A 7,880-nucleotide genomic window follows, 5' to 3' on the forward strand; every position below is an offset into this window, starting at 1 on the left:
GTTTCTACTAAAGATTTGAATCGTGTAACGATTCCTAGAGATAAAAATGATGACTACTCTGAGGCGGCTATCAAAACCCGCCAAGACTTCGTAAAAGAATATACAGGAACAGAGTTGAATCATACCACCAACTATTCTTTTGACATCACAAGAGGTAGAAGAAGTTGAATTAATTAAAAAAGGCTTTAAGGCCGTTTATTGGAAACCTTTATCATTTAAAATGGCAAGTTCCATGTTGGAACATTGTAAGGATATCCAAATTTTGGACTGACAGAAACCCTATAAGAGAAGGTGCGTTAAGGTCTGAACCTTTACTGCAAATTTCTACTATCTCAATTGATTATTGAATTGTGAAAATGCGTGGTATCGTTCTAATTAGTAATGCAATGGGAAAACGATTTTAATCAGTTTTTTTCATTTACCTAACTAGTTAAACAGGAATGGTTGCGTTAAAATTCTTACCTGCAATATACTTCTGGAAAGTATATATAATTAGTTATTGCCGAATTATAAAAGAGCATATAGGTTTAGTACTATTGTAATTCATTAGGATAATAGTATCATTTTCAATAGTTGAATAACTATACAATCTCATTATCGTATAATATTATTAGAAACAAGTTAACTGAATAGTCATTGTATCATACTATAGGAAAAATACCAAGAAAAAGACACACTGTTTTTCGAGACAAAAACGGGCTGCTTTATCATGAAGAACTATTTGGTACGGAGGGTTTTTCTGGGAACTCATCTCTTTTATATCATATTCACCCGCCAACACAAATAAAGGAAATTAAGGGAGAAATAAATGTTGCTCCTATTTCTGCTGTAAGAAATAATATACAATCGAGAAGGATCGGGAGTTTTGAAATTCCAAGTGAAGATGGATTCCTTGAAAGTCGAAAAATTTTATTTTATAACGATGATCTCGCATTGGGGTGCGCAGCACCAACAACATCGATGGAAGAATACTTTTACAAAAACGCTAACTCTGATGAGTTGCTTTTTGTACACGAGGGTGGTGGTGTGCTCAAGACACAATTTGGTCAAATAGAATTTACAGAGGGTGATTATTTAATTATTCCAAGAGGTGTAATTTATAAAATTAAATTTAGTACCCCAGGAAATAGATTGTTGGTGTTGGAATCTAATAGCCCTATTGTATTTCCGAGTCGCTATCGAAATAGAAATGGACAATTATTGGAACATGCTCCTTACTGTGAACGTGATTTTAGGTTGCCAAGTAATCTGGAGAGCATAGATCAGTCTGGGGAATTTGTAATTAAAATAAAAAAGAGTGGCATTTTACACACAGTTGTATATGCTAATCATCCTTTTGATGTTGTAGGATGGGATGGCTATAATTTCCCATATGCCTTTTCTATTCATGACTTTGAACCAATTACAGGGAGTATTCATCAACCTCCTCCAGTACATCAAACTTTTGAGGGAAATAATTTTGTTGTGTGCTCTTTTTGTCCAAGAATGTTTGATTATCATCCGCAGGCTATTCCTGCCCCATATAATCATAGTAACATAGATTCTGATGAAGTACTGTATTATGTTGATGGAGATTTTATGAGTAGAAAGAATATTAATAAAGGTGATTTCACACTTCATCCTGCAGGAATTCCACATGGTCCTCACCCTGGTACTGTGGAAAAAAGCATAGGCGAAAAACGAACTGAGGAATTGGCGGTAATGGTTGATCCTTTTAGGCCATTTATGCTAACACAAGAAGCAATAGATTTTGGAGATGACGAATACTATAAATCTTGGTTGAAATGAAAATAGATACACAGAGTAATGATTTTCTACCCCTTGCCGGAACTGATTATGTAGAATTGTATGTTAGTAATGCACTTCAAGCGGCCCACTATTATCAGTCGGCTTTTGGCTTTCAACCATTAGCTTATTCTGGTTTGTCTACAGGTGATTCTATAAGAGAATCTTATGTAGTTCAACAAGGTAAAATTATATTGATATTTACTTCTCCGTTAAAAAGCAATACAGATATTGGTCGTCATATAGATATTCATGGTGATGGTATTAAGGTAGTCGCTCTTATGGTGAACGATGCCACAAAATCATTTGAAGAAACAATTAAACGAGGGGCTAAAGCATACTTTGAACCTTCAATTAGTTCAGATAGTAGTGGTAAAGTAATTACCTCAGGTATTCATACTTATGGGGAAACCGTTCATGTTTTTGTTGAAAGAAAAGATTATAAAGGGGTGTTTTTACCCGGATATATACCTTGGAACCCAGTTTATAAACCAACATCATTAGGATTAAAATACATTGATCATATGGTAGGTAATGTTGGTTGGGGACAAATGAACGTCTGGGTGGGGTTTTATTCGAAGGTTATGGGGTTTAATCAAATTGTTTCATTTGATGATAACGATATATCTACCGATTATACTGCTTTAATGAGCAAGGTTATGAGTAATGGAAATGAAAAAGTAAAGTTTCCAATTAATGAGCCTGCAAATGGAATAAAACGTTCACAAATAGAAGAATATTTAGATTTCTATGAAGGAGAAGGAATACAGCATTTGGCCATGGCAACGGATGATATAGTTTTGACAGTTAGGGGGTTAAAGTCGAGAGGGGTAGAGTTTCTAAAAGTACCAATAGAATATTATGAAACAGTAATTGAGAGAGTAGCTGAAATAGATGAGGAAATGGAATCTTTAAAAGAATTAGGAATATTAGTAGATAGGGATGAAGATGGTTATTTACTGCAAATATTTACCAAACCCATAGGACCTCGACCAACAATGTTTATTGAAATCATACAACGAAAAGGTGCGAGATCTTTTGGTAAAGGAAACTTCAAAGCGCTGTTCGAAGCAATCGAATTAGAACAAAAGAAAAGAGGAACATTATAGTTGAAATGGTTCCATTGTATTAAGTCATAATTATTAAAGAACTAGATTATAAAAAACTGGATTAACATATCGTCAGAATCAGATTTTTCTATTCATAATTTGCCTTATGGGGTGTTCTCATATTCATCAGGAAACAAGAGGATAGGAATAGCAATAGGAGATTTTATTATTGATCTTAAAAAGGCAGAGAAGAAAGGAATATTTGGTGCGATAGATTTGAAGGATACATTATCACAAATAGTACTTAATCCATTTATCGGACTTGGAAAAAAAGTCACGAATAGAGTTAGAGAAATTATTCAAAGTGAGTTGTGCACGCACGGAATATTGTATGATAATAAAGATGAATTGTTGGTGGATAGACAAAGTTCTAGAATGCATCTTCCAGTAAAAATCGGTGATTATACAGACTTTTATTCCAGTAAAGAACATGCAACTAATGTGGGTAAATTATTTAGAGATAATAATAATCCATTACTGCCCAATTGGAAACATATGCCTATTGCTTATCATGGTAGGGCATCTTCGATAGTAGTTTCGGGTACTAATATTAAGCGACCAATAGGTCAAATTTTACCTATTGGAAGTGATTCACCTATATTGGCTACAACAAATGCTCTGGATTTTGAATTAGAATTAGCATTTATTATTGGAAAGGAGACCGAGCAAGGAGAGCAAATTTATATTGACTCAACAGAAGAGTATATTTTTGGTATGGTGCTCTTTAATGACTGGTCGGCTAGGGATATACAAAGCTGGGAATACAAACCATTAGGACCGTTTCTAGGAAAAAACTTTGCCTCTTCTATTTCGCCTTGGGTTGTAACATTGGAAGCGTTGAATCCTTTTAGTACCAAGTCAATTTCTGATGAGAAAGAATTGCTTCCATATTTAGAATGTGATGGTGATTATCATTTAGATATTAACCTAAAGGTTTATATGCAGCCTGATAATCAAAAGGAGAGTTTAATTACAACGACCAATTACAAAACATTGTATTGGAATTATGCGCAACAACTCGCACATCACACTATTAATGGATGCAATATAAATGTAGGAGATATAATGGCCTCTGGAACAATAAGTGGTTCTAGAAAAGATAGCTTGGGCTCGCTATTAGAAATAACAGAAGGAGGTGCCAAGTCAATATCTCTTTCTTGTGGATTGGAAAGGAAGTACATCGAGGATGGCGATTCAATCATTATGAGAGGGTATTCTTTTAAAGATGATATTCGAGTTGGTTTTGGTGAAGTTCGTTCTAAAATAATTTCAAATAGTTAAATGGTAACGTCTAATGATATAGAAGACTTTGAAGTAGATAAGCTATATGGCTTAATAACGGGGTTTGTCGCGCCAAGGCCGATAGCCTTTGTTAGCAGTATAGATTTAAATGGGAATGTAAACCTAAGCCCATTTAGCTTTTTTAATGTCTTCAGCATCGACCCATTAATATTTGTTTTTTCAACTGTGCGTCGATTAAGAGATAACACTGTTAAGGATACATTCAAAAATGTGAAGATGCATCCAGAGGTAGTAATTAATCTTGTTAGTCACAAGATGGTAGAGCAAATGTCTCTAACTAGTAATGAATATGAGAGTGGGGTAAATGAATTTATTAAAGCCGGATTAAGAGAAGTTAAGTCAGATAAAGTACTTCCTCCAAGAGTGAAAGAGGCACCAGTTAGCTTTGAATGTATTGTTAATGATATTAAAGAGCTTGGTGAGAATGGTGGTTCTGGTGCACTGGTTATTTGTGAGGCGGTAAGGATACATTATAAAAACAGCCTAGTTGATTCTGACAACAGAATAATTTCTGATAAAATTGACTTGGTGGCGAGGATGGGTGGTGATAATTATATTAGAGCCAAGGAAGATGCTTTGTTTGGAATTAAAAAACCATCTCGGGAAACGGGAATAGGTGTTGACGCATTGCCAAAAAAAATTGTGCGCTCTGTTTTTTTATCGGGTAATGATTTAGGGAAATTGGGCGGTATTAGTTGCATACCATCAGAGAAGGAAAAAGAAGAGTTTTCGAATACGAAGAAAATCCGAGCAATTATTCAGAATAGTGAAGTCAGGTATTTTGAAGAAAATATAATGCGATTGGCCAAACAGTATCTTGAAAGTAATCAAGTAAAAAAAGCCTATTTAACTTTAATGCACTTGTAATGGGGTTGGATAATAAAATAGAAAGTAATCCACTTATTGATCGGCTGCCTAGTCATTTGAAAAAATTCATAAAGCCACAGAACTATAATCAATATACTTCGATTAATCAGGCGGTTTGGCGGTATGTTATGAAAAAAAACATAAGCTTTCTTTCTCGTGTAGCTCATAAGTCTTACTTAGATGGTTTGGTGCGGACGGGAATTGATATTGAATCTATCCCTAATATGTATGGTATGAACCGCATTCTAAAAGAGATTGGTTGGGCTGCTGTGGCAGTTGATGGCTTTATACCCCCTAATGCATTTATGGAGTTTCAAGCGTTTAAAGTATTAGTAATTGCTTCTGATATGAGGCAATTGGAAAACATCCAATATACTCCCGCTCCCGATATTATTCACGAATCTGCAGGTCATGCTCCGATTATAGCTAATCCCGATTATGCTGAGTATTTAAGACGAATGGGAGAAATAGGAGCCAAGGCAATTTTGTCTGGCCATGATATGGAAATTTATGAAGCAGTAAGAAGATTGTCCATTTTGAAAGAGGCAGATGGAGTGGATAAAGATGAATTAAAAGAAGCGCACGCATTAGTTAAGCAATTACAAGAAAAGGATGTTGAACCTTCTGAAATGGCTCAGGTACGAAATTTACAATGGTGGACAGTAGAATACGGATTAATTGGGACATTTGAGGATCCTAAAATATATGGCGCCGGGTTGTTATCCTCAATTGGAGAGAGTAGGTTCGTGTTCGATAAAGAAGTAAAGAAAATACCTTATAGTATTGACGCTGCATTTCAGAGCTTTGACATTACACGTCCACAGCCGCATCTCTTTGTGGCGGAAAGTTTTTCTCATCTTATGGCTGTCCTTGAAGAATTTGCTAATACGTTAAGTGTTAGAAAAGGGGGAAGTAGAAGTATCTTGAAATTGGTGAGTTCTGGTACATTAGGGACAGTTGAGTTGAGCTCTGGTGTTCAGGTTTCTGGGAAGTTTGTTAGCACAATTAGAAATTCGATTGGGGAAGTAATCTATTTTAGAACAGAAGGCCCCACAGCAATATCTTATCGTGAAAAAGAATTAATTGGTCATGGGATAAAGGATCATTTTCACGGATTTAGTTCTCCTTTGGGAAATATGTTGGGTGTGAATATGCCAATAGAGGATATGGGACCGGCTGATCTTAAGGTTAATAAGTTTCAAGAGGGCAGGTCGATCTCTTTTCAGTTTGAAAGCGGTATAAAAGTTAAAGGAGTTATGGTTACAGGTGTGAGAAATGTACAAGGAAAATTAATGCTCATTCAATTCGATGAATGTACTGTTAGTTATCAAAAAGAAATTTTATTTAAACCGTCGTATGGTGTATTTGATATGGTTATTGGAAATGATATAACCTCTGGTTACTCTGGTGCTGCCGACTTTAACTCTTTTCCTGACTACTTAGATGTATCACAAACAGTAACGATTAAACCTGTAAAATCCGAATTGGACTTTTTGCGCGAATCGAGGTATGCAAACCTCAGAAATCTTAGAGAGGAAGGTGATTCCAAGAAGGAGATGTTAATTGAAATTTTCGAAGAATGTAAAGTTAATTATCCATACGAATGGTTACTGTTATTAGAGATAATAGAAATTAGTGATGAAGGTGGATTGAAAAAAGAAATTAACCAATGGCTTTCTGGAATTTCTAGAGAAAAGCCAAAGCTGGAATTATTGATTAAGGATGGTTTGGAATTATATTAAGCTCAATAGAGATACGGATTTTATTGCTTACTTTCAATGAGTTATGATTTATTATGCGCCATAAGAAAAAGGTTAGCTAGTTTTTGACTAGTCTAACTAAGTTTGAAAGAAGATCATTTACTATTAGATCGAAGTTGCGATTTGTTTTTTAATAAAAACTATCAAACAATAAAGGAAGAATAGGCAAACGTTAAAAGAATTAAGTATGAAACCATTTGCAATAGCGGGAATACAAATGAAAGTATCCGCAGTAGTTCCAAACATTGAAATGATGAAACTAAAGTTGGATATCGCTTTGAATCTTTATCCTTGGATTGAAATGGTTGTTTTTAGTGAGTTGTGTGCTTATGGTCCTTTGACGTATGCTGCCCAAAAAATTCCTGGGAATTTTGAACAAGAAATGCAAAACATGGCGGCGAAACACGGAATATGGTTGCTTCCGGGCTCAATCTTCGAAAAAAAAGATGATAAAATTTACAATACAGCAACTGTAATTAATCCGCAGGGAGAAGTAGTTACACGGTACCGAAAGATGTTTCCTTTCTACCCATACGAAGTTGGAGTAACTCCAGGGCAGGAATTCTGTGTTTTTGACGTGCCAGGTGTTAGCAGATTTGGTGTGTCTATATGTTATGATATGTGGTTTCCTGAAACGATTAGAACCATGGCTGTTAACGGAGCTGAAGTTATTCTTCATCCAACCATGACAGGCACAATTGATAGAGATATAGAATTGTCAATTGTAAGAACAATGGCAACAGTAAATCAATGTTATTTTATTGATGTAAATGGTTTGGATTCAGGAGGGAATGGTCATTCTATTGTATGTGGACCTGATGGGAGGATTATTCATCAATCGGGTGAGACGGAAGAAATATTTCCGCTAGAAATTGACATTGAACTGGTAAAACGAAGTAGAGAATTAGGGGTGTTAAGATTGGGGCAGCCTCTTAAAAGTTTTCGTGATCATGCTGGGGATTTCGATATTTACAGTCCTGATTATACAAATTCATATTTAAATTCGCTAGGCCCATTAAGTAAGCCAACTCGATTAGATACCTTAACCAAATTGAAA

Annotated in this window: 7 protein-coding genes; all 7 read left to right on the top strand. The window is 35.3% G+C overall.

Features of this window, described 5'->3' with window-relative positions:
• Window positions 1-168 (top strand): hypothetical protein (locus HRT72_05940; protein NQY67247.1); only part of this gene is annotated, 168 nt, incomplete at its 5' end.
• A 468-nt stretch (window positions 169-636) separates the two neighbouring features.
• Window positions 637-1,788 (top strand): homogentisate 1,2-dioxygenase, encoded by a 1,152-nt coding sequence (locus tag HRT72_05945; GenBank protein NQY67248.1) that lies wholly within the window; start codon window positions 637-639, stop codon window positions 1,786-1,788.
• The gene (gene hppD / locus HRT72_05950; GenBank protein ID NQY67249.1) at window positions 1,785-2,894 is read left to right on the top strand and encodes a 4-hydroxyphenylpyruvate dioxygenase; all 1,110 of its coding nucleotides are present in this window, start codon (window positions 1,785-1,787) and stop codon (window positions 2,892-2,894) included. Before HRT72_05945 ends, hppD begins: the two co-directional genes overlap by 4 nt.
• Window positions 2,895-2,942: 48 nt before the next feature.
• Complete coding sequence (fahA, locus tag HRT72_05955) at window positions 2,943-4,175, top strand: fumarylacetoacetase (protein NQY67250.1); 1,233 nt, start codon at window positions 2,943-2,945, stop codon at window positions 4,173-4,175.
• The gene (locus HRT72_05960) at window positions 4,176-5,063 is read left to right on the top strand and encodes a flavin reductase family protein (protein ID NQY67251.1); all 888 of its coding nucleotides are present in this window, start codon (window positions 4,176-4,178) and stop codon (window positions 5,061-5,063) included.
• Complete coding sequence (locus HRT72_05965; protein NQY67252.1) at window positions 5,063-6,805, top strand: aromatic amino acid hydroxylase; 1,743 nt, start codon at window positions 5,063-5,065, stop codon at window positions 6,803-6,805. Before HRT72_05960 ends, HRT72_05965 begins: the two co-directional genes overlap by 1 nt.
• Before the next feature lie 205 nt (window positions 6,806-7,010).
• Window positions 7,011-7,880 (top strand): carbon-nitrogen hydrolase family protein (locus HRT72_05970; protein NQY67253.1); only part of this gene is annotated, 870 nt, incomplete at its 3' end.

Source organism: Flavobacteriales bacterium, from assembly GCA_013214975.1.
In the GTDB taxonomy this organism is placed as follows: domain Bacteria; phylum Bacteroidota; class Bacteroidia; order DT-38; family DT-38; genus DT-38.

Bases quoted from the DNA above. Each gene is read 5' to 3' on its own strand.
- hppD (NQY67249.1), top strand. From the start codon at position 1,785: ATGAAAATAGATACACAGAGTAATGATTTTCTACCCCTTGCCGGAACT.
- HRT72_05960 (NQY67251.1), top strand. From the start codon at position 4,176: ATGGTAACGTCTAATGATATAGAAGACTTTGAAGTAGATAAGCTATAT.
- HRT72_05965 (NQY67252.1), top strand. From the start codon at position 5,063: ATGGGGTTGGATAATAAAATAGAAAGTAATCCACTTATTGATCGGCTG.